The sequence below is a fragment of the Desulfospira joergensenii DSM 10085 genome, from assembly GCF_000420085.1.
Lineage (GTDB): Bacteria > Desulfobacterota > Desulfobacteria > Desulfobacterales > Desulfobacteraceae > Desulfospira > Desulfospira joergensenii.
The window spans coordinates 515,822-532,649 of the sequence record NZ_ATUG01000002.1 but is presented as its reverse complement, the minus strand read 5'-3'; the positions used below and the strand labels follow the sequence as shown (position 1 = coordinate 532,649).

Genomic DNA, 16,828 nt, shown 5'->3' with positions numbered 1-16,828 from the left:
TACACTTTGACAAAATCATTTCCTTCCATCCCGTAATCTTAATTTGTTCCATTGATATAAATCCCTTTAAAAACATAACCTTGCCATTATTCGTTCCAGTGGCACACCTGTTGCTCAGATCAAGGATAAGGGCAGCAAATGAATCTGAAATAAACAGGAGGCGAACATGTTGATAAAAGATTGGATGAGCAAATCCGTTGTAACCATTGACCCCAAGGATTCCATGAACGATGCGGCCAAGTTGTTCCGGACACGGGTGATTTCCATGCTTCCCGTAATAAACTCAGGGAAAATTACCGGGGTTATAACGGATGGGGATATTAAAAAGGCCATGCCCTCGGATGCCACCACCCTGGACCAGTATGAAATAAGATCTTTAATGGATTCCGTTGAAATCGGGTCAATAATGTCCAGACCCGTGATCACCATAGATTGGGATCAGACCATTGACGAAGCGGCCGGGCTCATGCTGGGTAACGGCATCTCCGGACTGCCCGTAGTGGATCATGAAGAAAAATTACGGGGAGTGATCACCAAAAGCGATATCTTCAGGTGTTTTGTTTCTTTTACCGGTGTGGCCAATAAGGGACAGATTTTTTCATTTAAGCTCCAGGACAGGCCCGGTACCATCAAGCTTCTGACAGATATGGTCCGCGGCAGCGGGGGACGGCTGTGCAGCATCATGACCTCCTACGATGATATTGAAGAAGGATTCAGGAAGGTGGTTTTTCACACATTTGACATTGACCCTGAAAAATTCGACAGCCTGGTGGAACGCTTTCTCCAGGCAGGAGAACTCAATTATGTCGCTGACTTGTCTAGGAATTTCAGAAAGCTTTACTAAAAAAGGATCAGGAGGCATGAATGGAAACGCATACACTGGAAAAAAATTTCGACTTTTTTACGGCCCGTCAGGAGAACGAAATCCTCCAGATCAGATTCAAGGAAAATCTTCTCGATCACCTGATCGATTTTACCCGGCGGGACATTGTGATCAATTTTATTGAGAGCATTTCCAAATCAGACAGAATCAAAGTAATCCTGCTTAACTCTGATTTTAGTAAAACCGGTTGTGAGGCCTACTCCCGTTTCATCAGGGAAAAAAGCCGAACCATGGACAGGATCGGCATCCACAGGCTGTTCAACATGACAAGTCAGTTGATTCTCGGGATTATCAACCTGAACCGGATTGTCATCCATGTCTGCTCGGGCTCCGTGATTTCACTCTTTCTCAATGTCAGCCTGGCCTGCGATTACAGGATCGCTTCCCATGACACCATATTCCACAATCCCTATCTTGACCTGGGAATGATCCCGGTGGGCGGCAGTCCCTTTCTCCTTTCAAAGCTGGCAAGAAGCGCCAATATCTGGGAAACCCTTCTTCTAAACAGGAATATTCATGCTGACAAGGCCCTGGAACTCGGTCTTGTGGACCGTGTCGTGCCTCCCTGGAATCTGGACGGTACAGCCCGGGAGACTGCCTTCAAGTTCGCCGCCTGCAGCCTGGGAACCATTGCAGGGCTAAAAAGGCTTGTGAATTTTACCCAAAAGGACTTAAAGGGATATTTTGAAATGGAAGAGAAGGAGATTTTCAGAATAATTGATTCCGGCAATCTGGAAAAGGAGCAGTGAAGATGAGCGCTTCTTCCCAAAAAAACAAAGATCCCGCCATGTTCCCGGCCGCGCATCTTAACGGAATGGCCGGTATCGTGCCGGTCATGAATCATTTCTGCAGATCATCGGATCCATTTCCAGGCTTTCAATGGACGCCCCGGCAGATAATTTGTTTTTCAATACTGAGCCGGGACCTTTTTCTCTTGAACAAACGTCCGCCCCTGTATAGGGGGGGGCTTTAAAGCTCCCGCCTCTGGTTCAGGTATTGTCGAACCAGAGCCCCTGGCCTGGCTCACTCAATGATCGAGGAATAAGGCCCGATCTTTTATGCCCGGGACATCCCCTTGCTTTTTGTTCAGATGATTTACATTCTGTAAAATAACCTGACACCCCCTTTCTCTGTCCATAAAAATAAAAATCCATTTTCCCCATCTTTCCAAAAGGTTGCGGCTGAAATGATTTGAATTTCCCCTGGCATATATCTTGTAAATTCAAGATCTGTAGGGCTTTGGACGGACACTTTAAACGAGGATGCAATGGTAGATTCTTTATCCAGCCGGCAGACATTTTATCTGACATTGACCCGGAAAATCCGGGTTCTTATCCTTATTGTTTCATTTCTTCCCATGGTCCTGGCCGCGGGCATCCTGTTTTACCGGTTCAACCATACCTATACGGAAAAGATCCAGGCCCATATTTCAGAGCTGGTTCAAAAGCATACCCAGAATATCGACACCTTTTTATCGGAAAAGCTGAGAAACATCCGGACCATTGCCTGGTTTTTAAAGATCAGTGACGAGAAACCCGAACGTTTTTTGCACAACAGCATGAACCTGTTGAAAAAGGAATACGGAGACACATTCACAGATCTTGGGCTGATCAACGACAGGGGAATCCAGTTTGCCTATGAGGGGCCTTTCAACCTTGAGGAAGCCGATTATGCCGAGGCAGACTGGTTCCGGAAAGCAATGGACATGCCCTATTATATCAGCGACGTATTTGCAGGATTACGGGGTCACCCCCATTTTATCATTGCGGTGAAAGTCCGGCTGAACGATGCCGATTATATCCTCCGGTCCACCATTAACTTTGCCGAATTTAATTCCCTTGTGGAGAATATCCATATCGGAAAAACCGGTATCGCCTTCATCGTCAATCCCCAGGGTCTCCTGCAGACCCAGACAAACGCCAGAATCAGGCGGGCCGGCATTCTCCCCGTGGCCGACCGCAACCAATACAGGGAGGGTAAGACTCTCTTTACAAGGAAAAAGGATGCCGACGGCAACCCATACATCCATGTCACATCCATGCTCAAAAATATAGACTGGCTCATGGTGTTCCGCCAGGACCTGCAGGATGCCTTTCATGATGTATGGAAAGCCCAGCTGCCCTCCCTGATCATAATGATCCTGGGCTGCGGCGCGGTTCTCTCCCTGGCCTTTGTCCTTCCCAGAAACATTGTCAGATTAATCTCAAATGCGGACCAGAAGAGCGAGGATATGAACAAACAGGTGGTGGAGAGCGGGAAACTGGCCACCATAGGAGAACTTGCTGCAGGCATAGCCCACGAAATCAACAATCCCGTGGCCATCATGATTGAGGAGGCGGGCTGGATCGAAGATCTCATGGAAGAAGAGGATCCGGACCAGGTAAAAAATATGGATGAGATCTCCCGGGCCCTGCGGCAGATCAATACCCAGGGGAGAAGATGCAAGGAAATTACCCACAAGCTGCTCAGTTTTGCCAGAAAGACCGATTTCAAATTAAAAGATGTCCAGATCAACGATGCGGTCAGGGAAATCGTATCTCTTACCCTTCAAATGGCAAAATACAACAATATCACCATCCAGACCCGCCTGGGCGAAAACATCCCATATATACGGATATCTCCCTCTGAACTCCAGCAGGTCATTCTGAATCTGATCAACAATGCCATTGACGCCATGGAAAAAACAGGGGGAATCATCCAGATCGAAACCAGGCTCATTAAAAATGACGGCCTGATTATTTCCATAAAAGATAACGGTCCCGGGATCCCAAAGGACAACCTGGACAGGATTTTTGATCCTTTTTTCACCACCAAGCCGGTGGGCAAGGGAACCGGCCTAGGACTGTCCATATGCTACGGCATCATCCAGAAGATGGGCGGGGAAATAGAGGTGGCAAGCCAGGTGGATGTGGGAACTCAATTTAAGATCTGCCTGCCCTGCCCGGATGAAGGGACCGGAGAAACAGATTTAGGCACAAAATCACTAACAGAGAACGAGGAGAATTAAGATGCAATCCATAAGATTATTGCTCGTAGATGATGAAAAAGCCTTTTTGGAAACCATTGCAAAGCGGTTGGAAAAAAGAAAGGTCATCGTCCACAAGGCCTGCAGCGGAAAGGATGCCCTGGCTGAACTGGAGGAGAAAAAAAATATTGATGCGGTCATCCTTGACGTGAAAATGCCGGGCATGGACGGAATTGAGACATTAAATGAAATCAAAAGACAATATCCCCTTGTGGAGGTGATCATGCTCACCGGCCATGCCACGGTGGAAACCGCCATCGACGGCATGAAACTCGGGGCTTTTGATTATCTGCTCAAACCCTGTGACATCGATCTTCTGCTGGGCAAGGCCAATGATGCCGCAAACAAAAAAAGAAGACATGAAGAAAAAATCGTTGAGGCCCGGATGAAAGAGATCACCGGGCGCATGGCATAGGTGACATCATGACCCGGGATTCCCGAAAGAAAAAAAACATAGAGGTTCTGCTTGTGGATGACGAAAAAGGGTTTCTGGATGTTCTGTCCAACCGGCTTTCCAGGCGGTCCATCCAGGCGACCAAAGCATATTCCGGAACCCAGGCCATACAGATTCTTCGCAAAAAGGATTTCCACGTGATTGTCCTTGACTTGAAGATGGAAGACATGGACGGCATAGAGGTTTTGAAAATAATGAAAACCATGGCGCCCGAGCTTCCGGTCATCATCCTGACCGGACACGGATCATCAACCCGTGAGGGATTGAAGTTCGGCGCCTTTGATTATCTGACAAAGCCCTGTGACCTGGCCGAACTCATGGATAAAATTGATCAGGCCTACCAAACCCTGAACCGGCCTGGGGACCGTAATACAGACGATGACAGCCGATTTCAAATTCGCAGAACCTAAGGAGAAAAGATGTTTTATAAAACCAATGAATTTAAGCTTTGTGTGGCTGTATTGCTTGGGGTGATCGTGTTCCTTGTGCCGAGACCCGAGGGAACACAATTTAAAATCACAGGAGATGTCGGCCAAAGACTTATGGAAAATATTGGCCCGTATTTTTCAATGAAAACGGAGGGGGAGAACTCGTCCCAGGCCTATATTGTAGAGGCCAAACTGCCCGGAACTTCTGAAGCAAGCGCAAATTTTTTGACCCAAAAGGCCCTTGATCTGAACCTTGAAGCCGTTCAGGTGGATTATGTGGACGGACTCTCCCCAAAGGCCAAAAGGTTTCTGGCCATTCTTGTGGTTCTGGTCTTTCTTTTTGTCTTTGAACCCGTGCCCCTGGAAATTACCGCCGTCTGCATCGGGGCATCCCTGGTCGTCCTGGGGATCACAGATGTAAAAAGCGCCTGGGCCCCTTACATGCATCCGGTGGTCATTTTCATCATGTGCTGCCTGATCTTTGCCATTGCCCTGGACAAGGCAGGCTTAACAAAACGCCTGGGATACTATATCATAAAAACGGCAGGAAACAGCGTGACCCGTTTTACCTTTATCATTGCCATCGGACTGGGGATTTCCTCTTCTTTTATGCACGATGCAGCCGCATGCGCCATCGGTATTGTAACCATGCTGCCCATGATGCGGGCCGTGGGCATAGAACCCCATACCAATACGGCAAAGTTCATGATGCTTTCCCTTCCCTTTGCCTGTTCCTGCGGCGGCATGGGTTCCCTTGTGGGCGGAGGAAGGTGCATGGTCTCGGCTGCATTTTTAAAGGAGTTTACCGGAATTGAGATTACCTTTTTCCAATGGATCTTATACGCCATGCCGGCGGCAGTGATAACGGTTCCCATTGCCGTGTTTGTCGTATATCTGGTATACCGTCCGGATCCCAAGTTCAAACTGCCCGATTTTGACGAAGACCTGGGCCCTCTGACCCTGCTGGAAAAAAAAGCCCTGATCATTATTGCCGCCTCGTTCGGTCTCTGGCTGACCAAGGGACTTCACGGCATTGACTATTCGGTGTCCGGCATGCTGGGGGTGACGGCCCTGGTCCTGTTCAAGGTATTGAAATGGCGGGATATCAACGACAACCTGGAATGGGGAACTGCTTTGTTTATCTTTGGAGGCGGCATCTCCCTGGGGCTTGCCATGGGGTATTCCGGTGCGGCCGACTATTTTGCCCACCTGTTTTTTCCTTTGATCCAGGGAAAGGGCTGGCTCTTTCTCTTTATCGGAGTCGGGGTTTTCGGAGCATTGGTCACCAATGCCATGGCAAACGTGGCAGCAGCGGCCCTGATCCTGCCCATTGTCATCCCCATGGCCCAGCTGGAGGGGGTGAATCCCACGATCCTGGCTCTCTGCCTGGGCATGGCCACCTCCTTTGCCATGCTCCTGGTCATCGGGTGCCCGCCCAATGCCATTGCTTACTCTTACCGGTATTTTAAATCATCGGATCTGACCCGGTTGGGCCTTGTGACCACTCCGATTCTGCTCACGGTTTTGGTGGGGGTTGCCGCGGTATGGTGGAAAATACTGGGATTGATTTAATATATAGGGATAAAAGATGAAAGAAGAAGAGAACCGGTCATATCCCCTGGTATTGGTGGATGATGAAGACAACTTCAGGAATGCCATTGCCAGAAGGCTTGGCAAAAGGGGCCTTGTTCCCCTGCAGGCTTCAAGCGGACAGGCGTGCCTGGATATCCTTGGGCTCAACCCTGTGGCCGTGGTTGTCCTGGATGTTAAAATGCCGGGCATGGGCGGCATGGACACCTTAAAGGCAATCAAACAGAGGCACCCGGGGACCCAGGTCATCATGCTGACAGGGGCCGGCGTGATCTGTGACGGCGTGGAAGGCATCAAGGCAGGGGCTTTTGATTATCTGACCAAGCCTGTGGAGATCGAGCACCTGGCCAATAAGATTTCCCAGGCTTTTGATATGATCCGGCTGGAGGCGGAAAGGAAGACCCAGGCCCGATACCGGGAAAAACTGGAAAAAAAGATGATTGATACCGAGCGCCTGGCCGCCCTGGGGACATTGTCCACAGGGATTGCCCACGAGATCAACAATCCCCTGGCCGTGATCAACGAGTCTGCCGGATTCATGAGCCAGGTGCTGGCTTCGCCGGAGATGCAGTCCATTCCGAGACGGGATGCCCTGATAAAGGGGCTTGAAAAAATTGACACCAGCATCCAGCGGGCCCGGAAAATCACCCTTCAGCTTCTGGGCCATGTAAAAAAACAGGAGTCTGCCTGTTCCCAAGTGGATATAATTCAACTGCTCAACGACACCCTGGGCCTGCTGGAAAAAGAGATCCGGGACAAAGACATCCGGATGGTCCGGGAAACCGGCCCGGCCGCCTGCATGATATGGACTGATCCCTATCAGGTCAGGCAGGTGTTGATCAATCTTCTGGACAATGCTATCGACGCCGTAAAGGAGAGGGGGACCATCACCCTGACCGTCCTGGAAACAGAAGATGACGTCCGCCTGGACATTGAGGATGACGGGATGGGCATCCCCGAAAAAAACCTGGGAAAAATATTTGATCCTTTCTTCTCAAGCAAGCCTTTTGAAGAGGGAACCGGCCTGGGACTCTTTGTCGTACACAAGATCCTTTCCAAGCTGAACGGGAAAATCGATGTACAAAGCCGGGTGGGCAAGGGATCCTGTTTTAGGGTCAGCCTGCCCCGGCATGAATCCTCCGGCCCGGACAAATAACCAAATAAATAATTTGATTAAAAAAATAGAAAAGGAGACAGGTTCCATGATAAAGATACCGGCAAAAGTCCTGATCGTGGACGATGAAAAAGATTTTGTGGAGATGTTTTCCCTGCGGCTTGGGGAGCAGGGTGAAAAGGTTTCAATTGCCTACAGCGGAAGGCAGGCCCTGGACATACTTGATAAAATGGCCATTGACGTGGTCATTTTAGATATACGGATGCCCGGAATGGACGGAATAGAAACCTTAAAGCAGATAAAGTCCCGTTTTCCCATTGTGGAGGTGATTTTGCTTACCGGACACGGATCCACGGAAACCGCGGTGGAGGGGATGAAACTGGGGGCATTTGACTATCTGATGAAACCGGCTGATTTCCAGGATATAAAGATCAAACTGGAAAATGCCAGGAAACGGAAAGACGAGCAGGAAGAGAGAATCCGTAAGGCCGAGGCAAGGCTCCTGCTCAGAAGAAGCGGAGACATTTAACCTTGGACCTGCCGGAATGAACTTCCAATTAAGCCTTAAAAACAGAGTCTACCTGGTCAACGCCATTCTCCTGCTCATCACCCTGATCGGAGCCGTTCTCATGATCTGGTACACCTACAAGACCGAGAAGATTTTTAAAAATATCATTGATAAGAACATCGTTGTGTACCAGTCTGCCGAAGCCCTTGGCACCTCCCTTGTCAACCAGAAGGGGTTTGTATCCTATTATCTTCTGGATAAAAATCCCTCATGGCTGGACCAGCTCAGCCGGTACCGCGCCCGGTTTGATGAACACCTGAAAACAGTGGAGGCCATTGTTAGCGAGGAATGGGAGCGCCAGGCCGTTGTCCAGATCCATTCCCGGTATGAGAATTATGTCCGTGTCAGAGACCAGGTGATTGCCCTGTATAAATCAGGCAAATACGAAAGAGGATCTGTTCTTCACAAAGACATCCGGGAGGATTTTTCAAATATTCTTGAACTTTGCGAAAAATTTAAATCCTTTCACAAGGATAAGATTGCCCAGGCCGTCAAAAAAAGTCAGAAAGAATCCAACCGGCTCCGGTATATTGCCTTACTGGGGATTGTCACGGTGATCGTTTTCAGTCTGCTGATCAATTATATTTTTACCCGGCATATTTTGGAACCCATCCGCATGCTTGCCCGGGAAACCGATAAAATGGGAAGGTCCGAATTTTCCGGCAACGAGGTTACCGCTTTGAAAAACAGCGTATACGGACTGATTGAAAATGCCGAAAAGACCCATGAAGAGTTGAAGCACAGCCGGGAAACCCTGATGCAGTCGGAGAAGATGGCCCTGCTGGGCAGGCTTGCCGCAGGGACTGCCCACAGTATCCGGAACCCTTTGACTTCGGTAAAAATGAGGCTTTTTTCCCTGAACCGGTCCTGCCACTTCACAGGGGACCAGCAGGATGATTTCAACGTGATCTCAGGCGAAATCAAACAGATCAATAAAATCGTTGAAAATTTCCTGGAATTTTCCCGCCCCCCCAAATTAAGAACAAAGAAAATCAGCCCGTCAACCGCCGTGGACAACGCCCTTCATCTTCTGGAGCAGCGGCTGGAGTCTTACGGGGTGAGGACAAAACTAATCCGGCGCCTTCCCCTCACGGAAACCCATATTGACCTGGAACAGCTCAAGGAGGTCCTGGTTAACATCATTATCAATGCCTGCGAAGTCATGGACCAGGGGGGATTGATCACCATCCAGGAAGAAGAAAAATATCTGGAGCCCTCTACAAAGGTGGCCGTGATAAGGATCAGTGACAATGGCCCCGGGATCCCCCGGGAGATCATGGATGAGATATTCAATCCTTTTTTCACCACCAAAGACGAAGGGACAGGACTTGGATTGAGCATCGCTTTCAATATCATCAACGAGCACAAGGGATGGCTGGACGTACATAGTGAAAAGGATCAGGGTGCGACCTTTACCATCACCCTTCCCATATAAGGATGAATCCAATGGAAACCATATTGGTTATTGACGACGACGATCAGCTGAGAAAGAGTTTCTGCAAGCTGCTCAAGGAAGAAAATTACGCGGTGATCGGTGCGGCCTCCGGAGAGGCGGGCCTGGAGGTTGCCCAGCAGAACCGGCTCGATTTGGTCATCCTGGATATGCGGCTGCCCGGGATGAACGGGCTTGAGGTGTTCAAGAAGATCAGAGCCATGGACGCCAAACTTCCCGTTATCATTGTGACGGCTTACGGCACCACTGAAATCGCCATTGAGGCCACCAAGAGAGGGGCATATGACTATATTCTCAAGCCCTTTGATGTCCCGGAGATGCTGAGCCTGATAAGCCAGGCCCTGGAAGCCGGCTATTTCATGAGATCACCGGTACAGATGGATGCCTCCCCCCAGGCCCAGTCGGGAGATGCCATCATCGGCCAGAGCAAGAGCATGCAGATGGTGTACAAGGCCATCGGCAGGGTTTCCCAAACCGATGCCACGGTGCTGATCCGGGGAGAATCGGGAACGGGAAAGGAATTGGTGGCCAGGGCCGTTTACCAGCACGGGGTCCGTTCGCAGAAGGCGTTTTTGATCATCAACTGCGTGGCCATCCCTGAAAACCTGCTGGAAAGCGAACTCTTCGGCTATGAAAAGGGCTCGTTCACAGGCGCCTCCCAGAGACATATCGGCAAAATAGAACAGGCAAATAAGGGAACGGTTTTTCTGGACGAAATCGGGGATATGCCCCTGAATATCCAGGCCAAGATCCTGAGGCTGCTCCAGGAAAAAAAGATTGAAAGGATCGGGGGGGAGGAGACCATCCCCGTGGATGTCAGAATCATCGCGGCCACCAATAAAAACCTTGAACAGGCCATTGAAAAGGGAACCTTCCGTGAGGATCTCTACTTCAGGTTAAAAGTGGTGACCATTGAACTGCCCCCCTTAAGAAAGCGCAGAGAGGATATCAAGAGTTTGGTGTCCCATTATATGGAAAAGTTTTCCAATGAACTTCATATGGACAATCCCGGCATCCAGACCGAAGCCATGAAACGGCTGATCGGCTATGGGTGGCCGGGAAACATCCGGGAGCTTGCCAACCTGCTCCAAAAAGTGCTGATCTTTAACCGGGGAGCCCCTGTCTCGGTCAGGGAGCTGGATCAGATCATCGGCGGGAATGAAGGGTTGGTGGCCCCGGAAGAAAGAATCGAATTCAATGAAATCCGGGGCTGGGTTTCCCAAAAACTATCCCATCATCCCGAAACCTGCAGCCTGGATGATTTTGTGGATACCATTTCCAGCATCGTGGTTGAGGAGGCGTTGAAGATCACCAATGGAAACCGCTCCCAGGCGGCAAAATTATTGGATGTGTCCAGGCCCACCCTTCATGCCAAGATCGATAAGTACCAAATCCGGCTGAAAACTGAAATTTCCTAAGGGATTCGGCTTAAATTTTAAATTGGTTCACCAATTGTTTAAGTTCAACGGCCAGCTGGGAGAGTTCAACGGCTCTTCCGTTGACCTGCTCACTCCTTTCCGCCATATCCGAGGCGGATTGATTTACCCTGGAGATATCTTTTGAGATTTCACCGGTCACTGCGGATGTCTGGCTGACATTTACATTCACCTCCTGTATTCCTGCGGACACCTGGCTGACATTTTCGGCGATCTCCCTTGTGGCGGAGGACTGTTCTTCTACTGCTGCGGCGATTGTGGCCACAATATCATTTACGTTGCTGATGATATCTGCAATCCCGGTCATGCCGGAAAGGGAGCTTGAGGCACTTTCCTGGATATTATCGATTTTCTGTTTGATGTCCATTGAGGCCGCGGATGTCTGCCCGGCCAGGTCTTTTATTTCACCGGCAACCACGGCAAAACCTTTCCCGGCTTCGCCGGCCCTTGCCGCTTCGATGGTCGCATTCAGGGAGAGGAGATTGACCTGCTCGGAAATATCGTTGATGGTTTCCACAACTTTTCCGATGGCCCGTGCCGCCTCCCCGAGCTCATCCATTTTTCGGGTGGAATCATCAACCTCGGTAACGGCCTTGTCTGAAATATTGCGCGCGTGTCCTGCATTTTTGGCAATTTCATTGATGGTTACATTCATCTCTTCGGCTGCCGTGGCAACCGTATCGGTATTTGCACTGGACTGTTCCATGGCCGAAGCCACATTGCCCATGTTTGCGTTCATTTCTTCCGTTGCGGCGGACACCGTATCTGAACGGTTTGACACGTCCTGGGCGCCCTGGGTCATTTCTCCGGAGATGGAAGAAAGTTCGCTGGAGGAGGATGAAAGGGTTTCCACACCATCTGAAATGTCTTTGATAAGATTCTGCAGCTTGTCCATGAAGATGTTAAACCAGGAAGCCAATTCCCCTATTTCATCCTTGGAGCTCTGCTCCAGGCGTTTGGTCAAGTCCCCTTCTCCCTTGGCAATGTCCCGCAGTCCATGGACAATGGCATTGACCGGGCCGGTGATCAACCTGGACATGCCCAGACCCAATCCGACACCGATAAAAGCCCCGAGTAAAATCACACCAAGGATGATTTTTACGGTGGATCCATAGGTGGCCTCTGCATTTTCATTTGCCGAATCCGCCAATTCCAGGTTGATTTCAGTCAATTGATTGATATAGCCCCGCATATGTTCAAACTGCTTTTTTGCCTCTCCCAGGCTCAATTCCTTTGCCTGCTGAAGGGCCTTGTTCTCATTTTTCTGGGCCAGGTCAATCACCTTTTTGGATGAAGACTCCCAAGCTTTCCGGGCCTTGTCGTATTCCGGAAAAATCTGTTTTTCCTTTTCAGTCCCGGCGATGGCCTTGTACGATTTCCAGCGGGTATCGGACTGCTCAAAATTATCCTTATATTCTTTTAGAAAACTGTCAAATATCGGAGAACCCGGATCGGCGAAAAGCATGGATCTTTCAGCCACCAAGAGCTGCTGCAGATCCCGGTCAGCCTCAATCAAAAGGTCAATACTCGGCATCTGGACGGCGAAAATCTCCTGGAGGTTCTTCTGTATCCCTGCCACACTTCTATACCCCGTATAGCCGATGATTCCCATCAACAAAATCATGATACCAAACCCAATTAACAGCTTAACCCTGATCTTAATATTTAAAATAAAATTCATTACCGATCTCCTATTGAACGGGATCCAACACCCAAAAAAATTGATGATTTGTAAAAAATTAACAATCGCTGAGAAAGGCCAAAGATAGTTCCCAAGCGAATTGCAGGCATCGTAATACATTTTCTCCCCGTAGAAAGCAAGAAATTTATCGTCTATTTTTTCTGATCATCAAGGCAAAGGGTTACGATTCTCTGCAGCCGAGGGAAATCGCCAAAAACTCCAGAGCCCCACAAGAAGCTGCCGGCCTACCCATATCCTCTCCTCTTCGCATGATTTTTTTGGATATCAAGACGAAACGTACCCGGAATCCCGTAAAAACGGGACGGCCCGGAGGCGCGGCAAAGGGAAGTGGCCTCCGGACCGTCCATAACCGGCCGGAAGGGCCGGAGAATCGGATATATTTAAGCCGTCAACATCTTTTCCATTTCAAAGAACAGGTCCTGTTCCCGGATCACCCCGATGGGTTGATCCTTTTGGGTTACCATGAGCCGCCTGTGATTTTTCGTCACCATGAGAAAGGCCGCCTCCATGAGGGTGGAGCCTGCATCTATGGAACAGGGAGAGGGAGACATGATCTCATGGACCCTCTTGTTTCTGTTTTCCCGGATCTGGACATGGAACAGCCCCTTCCAGAACATGGGAGAATACTCTATGCTGTCGGCCAGAGAGGGTTTGGGCGCATTGAGATAAGCGGGCATGACCGCTTCCAGAAGATCCCTGATGGTCAGTATCCCCATAATCCCCCCGTCCTTTTCCATGACAAGGACGGACCGGTGCCCGGTTTCCATCAATTGGCGGGTGGCCATCCGGGTCCTGAAGGACCTCTTTATTTCGTCCACGGCTTCCTCTATGGTTCTGTCCTCCTGGATCATGGTGTACTCTGCCAGGGGGATCATCACGACGGTCAGGGGATTCTCTTTCCCACCGGAAAGCCTGTCCGGACGGCCCAGAGCCTCCCGGATCTTTTCCGCCAAAAGGTCAATGTCACAGGGCTTTGACAGATAGTCAAAAGCCCCCCCTGACAGGGCCTCTTTTGCAGAGGGCCTGTCCCCGTGGCCGGTGAGCATGATCACCGGGACCCGGGGCAGGATGGCCTTTATCTTTTCCAGGGTCTCATGTCCGTCCATGCCCGGCATTTTGATATCCAGGATGATGACATCGGGCCTTTTTCCCTCTCCCTCCTGTTCAAGGATTTCAAGGGCATGTTCACCGCTTTCCGCCACCTCGGTTTCAAATCCTTTTCTCATTAATAGTTTACGGGTGGTCTCCCGGAACCTTTTTTCATCATCCACCATCAAGACGTTTATCTTCATTCTCCTATCTCCTTAAGTGAGCGTTTGATTTTGGGTTTTATAGACCCCAACGGTGCAAAAGTCAGAAAGGTTTCATATCCAAAGCCCTGATAACCAAGGAGATGGAGCCTTTGTGCATTTTCCCGGAGGGAAAAAGATGAGTTTCCGGAATCCTTTATTGGGTGAAGTCCTGGGTTGCATTTATTTCCCATATCATGTTCCGCGAATTCAAATGTTTTCATCTTTTTTCTCAAATTTTTATGCAATGTTGGGGTGCGCCTGATCCTGTAAAAGTTTGTCCTTTTTCAACGGCCAAAGGCCAGGTATGCCGAAATCATCAAACCGAACTGGATAACCATGGACATCAAAAGAATCGCCAAAGCCTGTCTGCCGGATGTCCTGCAGACATTTTTAAACCCGAGAAAGACCAGGAACCATTTCCAGGGTTCGGTGAGCCAGAGTAAAAACGGCAGCCAGGAAACAAACAGGGTGATCCCCGTGGCAAAGGTATACAGACTGAAAACCATGCCAAATGGAGTCCTTTTCCCCAGGATCGTGACCATGGTGATATAACCGATAAGAGAGGAGATCAGGATCATGCCCGAAGCCCCGAAAAAAAATGCCGGGGCCATCTGCCACAGGGGTTCTGCAAAGGTGCCGGTGAGCAGGCTGGCAAGGGCAAAAAAACCGCAGCTGATCAGGACAAATCCCAGGGCCCTGCCCGGGCTGCTCTGTTCCCGGAGCTCACAAAAAAACCGGCCCGGCTCAATTAAGAGCTGCACCATGGCCTGGGCGTAATACTGGCCGGTTCTTAAAAAGGATTGGCGGTTCATCACATCCTCCTTTGGATATTTTTTTGATCTGCCGGGCATTGGCTTATATCCATTTGTAAATCAGACCCATGATCAGCATAATCATGGTCAAGACGAAAAAAAACTTTCTTTCCGCCTCTTTACTGAAAAACAGGATCCCGTTCTTTAACAGGGTTTTCCGGGATTTTTTATCTTCTAGGGTTCCATTCATTTTGGCATTCCTTTTTTGGATGGGGTCAGAAACCGGGCAGGGATCCAAAGCCCCTGAAGGTCCAGTAAACCCCGGTTAAAACCAGCAGAATAATATTGGCAAAGAAAAACAAGGGAATACCGGCCCTCAGATAATCTTTGGGCTCCAGGTATCCGCTGGCATATACAATGGCATTGGGAGGCGTTCCGATGATCAGGCAATATGCAAATGAAGAGGAAATTGCCGTGGTCATGGCCATAAAGGGCAGATAGGAGGTTCCGGGATGGACCATACCGGCCATATTCAGGGTAATGGGGCCCACGGATGCGGCAGCAGGCCCGTCTGCCATGAGATTGGTAAGAATGGCGGTCAGTCCGTTGCTGATGATCATCAGAGACATGCCCGATTCCATGCCGAACTGGGCCAGAAAATCAATGACCGATCTAGCCAGCCAGTAGGCCGCCCCGGTCTGATCCAGGGTCCTGCCGAATATGATGGCACCGGCATAGAGCCAGACAACTCCCCAGTCCACCTTTTCCTGGTAATCCCGCCAGTTGACGACCCCGGTCATGATATAGCCCATGGCACCGGCCACGGCGATGACGCCGATCCCCAGTCGGATGGGATAGATCCCCATGTTGTAAAAGGTTTTTTCCGTGAACCAGCCAAACACCATGATCAGGAAAATAACCAGGGCCCAGATCTGGGTCCGGCTCCAGCCGCCCATTTTATCGGTTTCAACCTGCAGATGTTCCATGGCAGGGGCCAGGGAGAGAATTTTGGGTCTGAACCTTAAATTGGTGATAAACCAGGCCACGGGAATCATGGCAAGGATAAAGGGAAAGCAATAGGTAATCCATTGGAAGTATCCGATATCCATGCCGAACATATCCGTGAGATAGGTCATCATGATCACGTTTCTGGCCCCGCCTGAGGGGGCCCCGGGACCGCCGATATTGCAGGCCATGGCAATACTGATCATGAGCAGCTTGGCCAGCTCCTTGTCCTCGGGAATTTCGTCGGTGAGGCTGTTCTGATACAGGAGCATGCCAATGGGAAGAAACATGGCGGCCAGGGCATGGTCGGAAATAAAGGCGGCCAGGGGACTGATGATCAGAAAGAAGACCAGGGTAATCCATTTGGTGTTGGGGACAGCCAGTTTTCTGAACATCATCAGGCAGACCCGCTTGTCCACACCTGTCTTGACAAAGGCGGCGGCAAACATCAGGCTTCCCATGATGAACCAGCAGGCATCACTCCAGTACAGCATGGCCACCTCCTTTCTGGAAAGAACCCCGGTAAACACCAGGATCAGACCGATGCAGAAGGCAACCGCAGGAAGGGGGATACACTCTGTTAAAAAACAGACCACCACAAAGAGCCCCATGGCAATCGCGACCTTGATATGCCAGGCCCCCTTGTCTGCCGCCTTTTTATCCTTACCCTCCAGGGTTTCATATTTAAGATCATGTTTTCTGAAGGTTAAGGCCCCCTCCATTAGGGTGGAAAATTCCTGATCACTCAACCGGGTTTTGATGTATTCCCGGGCCCGGTCAAAATTCTTTTGATCGGCCGTGATTCCATATTTTTTACACCATTTCAGATCCCGTTTTAAGAAGCGCTCCTTTTGAACGGCCCCGATGCGGATGTTCTGTTCCATGATCCGCGCGGCGAGCAGCTGCCATTGTTCGGCATCCTGGGCGGTCTTTTTAAAAATCTTTCCGGTAATATGGTTGATGACTGCCTTGGGGCCGACATTGTACTCGGTTCCCACATCCTTCATCCCATAGGGGGTGGGTAAAGCCAGTACCCCGAAAAAAAGGATCACCGGTATGATGAAAATTTTCCAGTTGATGTACTTGTCATAGCCGGTTACTTTTTTCACTTTTTTCATCTATCTTC

Annotated in this window: 16 protein-coding genes; 10 read left to right on the top strand and 6 right to left on the bottom strand. The window is 49.8% G+C overall.

Annotated features, from left to right (window positions below; all coding sequences use genetic code 11):
- Window positions 1-166 precede the first annotated feature (166 nt).
- The 10 genes from F608_RS0114800 to F608_RS0114745 all read left to right on the top strand — a co-directional run bounded on the left by F608_RS0114800 (window position 167) and on the right by F608_RS0114745 (window position 10,933).
- On the top strand, window positions 167-844 hold the full coding sequence (locus F608_RS0114800; RefSeq protein WP_022666428.1) for a CBS and ACT domain-containing protein: 678 nt from the start codon (window positions 167-169) through the stop codon (window positions 842-844).
- A gap of 20 nt (window positions 845-864) precedes the next feature.
- Window positions 865-1,632, top strand: coding sequence for an enoyl-CoA hydratase/isomerase family protein (locus F608_RS34890; RefSeq protein WP_022666427.1), 768 nt, complete (start codon window positions 865-867; stop codon window positions 1,630-1,632).
- Between the two features lie 518 nt (window positions 1,633-2,150).
- Window positions 2,151-3,890, top strand: coding sequence for a sensor histidine kinase (locus F608_RS0114780; RefSeq protein WP_022666424.1), 1,740 nt, complete (start codon window positions 2,151-2,153; stop codon window positions 3,888-3,890).
- A 1-nt stretch (window position 3,891) separates the two neighbouring features.
- The gene (locus F608_RS0114775) at window positions 3,892-4,323 is read left to right on the top strand and encodes a response regulator (protein ID WP_022666423.1); all 432 of its coding nucleotides are present in this window, start codon (window positions 3,892-3,894) and stop codon (window positions 4,321-4,323) included.
- 8 nt (window positions 4,324-4,331) lie between these two features.
- Window positions 4,332-4,772, top strand: a complete 441-nt coding sequence (locus F608_RS0114770) for a response regulator (RefSeq protein ID WP_022666422.1) — start codon at window positions 4,332-4,334, stop codon at window positions 4,770-4,772.
- Between the two features lie 9 nt (window positions 4,773-4,781).
- The gene (locus F608_RS0114765; protein WP_022666421.1) at window positions 4,782-6,362 is read left to right on the top strand and encodes an SLC13 family permease; all 1,581 of its coding nucleotides are present in this window, start codon (window positions 4,782-4,784) and stop codon (window positions 6,360-6,362) included.
- A 16-nt stretch (window positions 6,363-6,378) separates the two neighbouring features.
- Window positions 6,379-7,536, top strand: coding sequence for a sensor histidine kinase (locus F608_RS0114760; RefSeq protein WP_022666420.1), 1,158 nt, complete (start codon window positions 6,379-6,381; stop codon window positions 7,534-7,536).
- Window positions 7,537-7,582: 46 nt separating this feature from the next.
- On the top strand, window positions 7,583-8,023 hold the full coding sequence (locus tag F608_RS0114755) for a response regulator (protein ID WP_027362785.1): 441 nt from the start codon (window positions 7,583-7,585) through the stop codon (window positions 8,021-8,023).
- Between the two features lie 16 nt (window positions 8,024-8,039).
- Window positions 8,040-9,497: an ATP-binding protein gene (locus F608_RS0114750; protein WP_022666418.1), complete on the top strand. Its 1,458-nt coding sequence runs from the start codon at window positions 8,040-8,042 to the stop codon at window positions 9,495-9,497.
- An 11-nt stretch (window positions 9,498-9,508) separates the two neighbouring features.
- Window positions 9,509-10,933 (top strand): sigma-54-dependent transcriptional regulator, encoded by a 1,425-nt coding sequence (locus tag F608_RS0114745; protein ID WP_022666417.1) that lies wholly within the window; start codon window positions 9,509-9,511, stop codon window positions 10,931-10,933.
- A gap of 10 nt (window positions 10,934-10,943) precedes the next feature.
- Here F608_RS0114745 and F608_RS34885 read toward each other — a convergent pair whose 3' ends face one another.
- The 6 genes from F608_RS34885 to F608_RS0114715 all read right to left on the bottom strand — a co-directional run bounded on the left by F608_RS34885 (window position 10,944) and on the right by F608_RS0114715 (window position 16,820).
- Window positions 10,944-12,632 (bottom strand): HAMP domain-containing methyl-accepting chemotaxis protein, encoded by a 1,689-nt coding sequence (locus F608_RS34885; protein WP_022666416.1) that lies wholly within the window; start codon window positions 12,630-12,632, stop codon window positions 10,944-10,946.
- A gap of 401 nt (window positions 12,633-13,033) precedes the next feature.
- Window positions 13,034-13,945, bottom strand: a complete 912-nt coding sequence (locus tag F608_RS0114735) for a response regulator (protein WP_022666415.1) — start codon at window positions 13,943-13,945, stop codon at window positions 13,034-13,036.
- On the bottom strand, window positions 13,942-14,166 hold the full coding sequence (locus F608_RS0114730) for a hypothetical protein (protein WP_153307512.1): 225 nt from the start codon (window positions 14,164-14,166) through the stop codon (window positions 13,942-13,944). The genes F608_RS0114735 and F608_RS0114730 overlap by 4 nt, the downstream gene beginning before the upstream one ends.
- Window positions 14,167-14,229: 63 nt before the next feature.
- Window positions 14,230-14,757 carry a YIP1 family protein gene (locus F608_RS0114725; RefSeq protein ID WP_027362784.1) on the bottom strand — a complete coding sequence of 176 codons (528 nt, stop codon included), beginning with the start codon at window positions 14,755-14,757 and terminating at the stop codon, window positions 14,230-14,232.
- Window positions 14,758-14,800: 43 nt separating this feature from the next.
- Window positions 14,801-14,947, bottom strand: coding sequence for a hypothetical protein (locus F608_RS36570; protein WP_167332203.1), 147 nt, complete (start codon window positions 14,945-14,947; stop codon window positions 14,801-14,803).
- A gap of 25 nt (window positions 14,948-14,972) precedes the next feature.
- Window positions 14,973-16,820 (bottom strand): SLC13 family permease, encoded by a 1,848-nt coding sequence (locus tag F608_RS0114715; RefSeq protein WP_022666411.1) that lies wholly within the window; start codon window positions 16,818-16,820, stop codon window positions 14,973-14,975.
- Window positions 16,821-16,828 lie beyond the last annotated feature (8 nt).